Genomic DNA, 1,960 nt, shown 5'->3' with positions numbered 1-1,960 from the left:
GCAAGGTGAGGCGCACCATCGATCTGGCCGCCGAGCTCGGCGCCCGGGTCTATGTCTGCTGGGGCGGCCGGGAGGGCGCGGAGTACGGCGCCGCCAAGGACGTCCCGGCGGCACTCGACCGCTACCAGGAGGCGTTCAACGTCCTCGGCGACTACGTCACCGACCGGGGTTACGACCTGCGGTTCGCGATCGAGCCCAAGCCCAACGAGCCGCGCGGCGACATCCTGCTTCCCACCGTCGGCCACGCGCTCGCCTTCATCGACACCCTCGAGCGTCCCGAGCTCGTCGGCCTCAACCCCGAGATCGGGCACGAGGAGATGGCCGGCCTCAACGCCGCCGCCGGCTACGCGCAGGCGCTGTGGCACGGCAAGCTCTTCCACATCGACCTCAACGGGCAGAACGGTCCGAGGTACGACCAGGACCTCCGTTTCGGCGCCGGCAACGTCCGGGGTGCGTTCTGGGTGGTCGACACGCTGCTCGCCGGCGGGTACGACGGTCCCGTGCACTTCGACTACAAGCCGGTGCGCCCCGAGACCGAGGCCGGGGTGTGGGCGTCGGCACGGGCGTGCATCGACAACTACCTCATCCTGCGCGAGAAGGTGCGCGCCTTCCGGGCCGACCCCGAGGTACAGGCGGCGCTCGTCGAGGCGGAGCTCCCCGCGCTCGCCGTACCGACCCTCGCCGAAGGCGAGGGCTGGCAGTCCCTGCTCGACGACGCGGAGCCCGACGTCGAGGCGCTCGGGGCGCGGGAGGTCGCGATGGAACACCTCGACCAGCTCGCCCTCGAGCACCTCTACGGCGTCCGTGGCTGACCTCGCGGGGGCGGAGTCGCTGCGGCGCCGCAACGCCGCGACCGTCGTACGCGCGCTCCGGGAGGGGGGTCCGGGGAGCCGGGCCGAGCTCGCGACCCGCACCGGCCTGGCCAAGGCCACGGTCGGCACCATCGTCAGCGGCCTCGAGGACGCCGGCGTCGTCACGGGGCTCGAGCAGGTCCGCAGCGGTGAACGCGGACGGCCGGGGCAGGCAGTGACCCTCGCCCGGTCCCGCCCGGTCGGCGTGGGCTTCGAGGTCAACGTCGAGTACGTCGCGGCCGTGGTGCTCGACCTCGGCGGGGAGGTGCGGCACCAGGTGACCCGTCCGGTCGCGGACGACCTGGTCGGAGCGCTGGGCGCGCTCGCCGCGGACGTCGCAGGGGAGCTCGCAGGGTCAGGGTTGCGTGCGATCGGCGCCACCGTGGCGTTGCCCGGGCTGGTCGACGGCGACGACCGGACGGCGGTGTGGGTGCCCAACCTGGAGGTCGCCGGGCGCAACCTGGTGGAGGCGGTCGACGCGGCCTTCGGCTGGACCGGCCGGACCCGCGCCGGCAACGACGCGGACCTCTCGGCCCTCGCCGAGCTGCACCTCGGCGCGGGTCGCGGCGCCGAGCACCTTCTCTACCTGACCGGCACCGTCGGCGTGGGCGCCGGACTGGTCGAGGGCGGCCGCCTGCTGCGGGGCGCGCGCGGCTTCGCCGGCGAGGTCGGCCACCTCCCGATCGGGGAAGCGGGGGCGGCCTGTGGCTGCGGCCGCACCGGCTGCTGGGAGGCCTCGGTCGGCCTGCACGCGCTGGCCGCGGCGGTCGGTCTGCCGGAGGTCGGCACGCCGTACGAGACCGCGGCGGCGGTGGCCGGAGCCGCGGCGGAGTCGGCCGACGTCCGTGCAGGGATCGCCGCGGTCGGACGCTGGCTGGGCCGCGGGCTGGCGATCGTCAGCGGCGTGCTCGACCCGGGCGTCGTGGTCCTCGGGGGCTACTTCGTGCCGCTCGGCGACCTCATCCTCGAGCCGGCCCGTGCCGAGCTCGCCGCGACCCTGGCCAGCAGCGACCTCGGCCTCCCCGACCTCCGCCTGGCCCTCCTCGGCACCGCCTCCGCCGCCACCGGTGCCGCCGAACGCTCGCTCGAACCCGCCTACGCCGGCACTC

Annotated in this window: 2 protein-coding genes; both read left to right on the top strand. The window is 75.2% G+C overall.

The annotated features are described in order from the left end of the window. The coding region (locus H0487_RS22565) for a TIM barrel protein (protein WP_183096432.1) at positions 1-812 on the top strand (812 nt) is incomplete at its 5' end. After that, on the top strand, positions 805-1,960 hold a 1,156-nt coding region (locus tag H0487_RS22560; RefSeq protein ID WP_183096431.1), incomplete at its 3' end, for an ROK family transcriptional regulator. The genes H0487_RS22565 and H0487_RS22560, both read left to right, overlap by 8 nt.

This window comes from Nocardioides stalactiti (assembly GCF_014180715.1).
GTDB lineage: Bacteria > Actinomycetota > Actinomycetes > Propionibacteriales > Nocardioidaceae > Nocardioides > Nocardioides stalactiti.
Note: the sequence above shows the minus strand (reverse complement) of the source record. Positions and strands in the feature narration are given on the sequence as shown.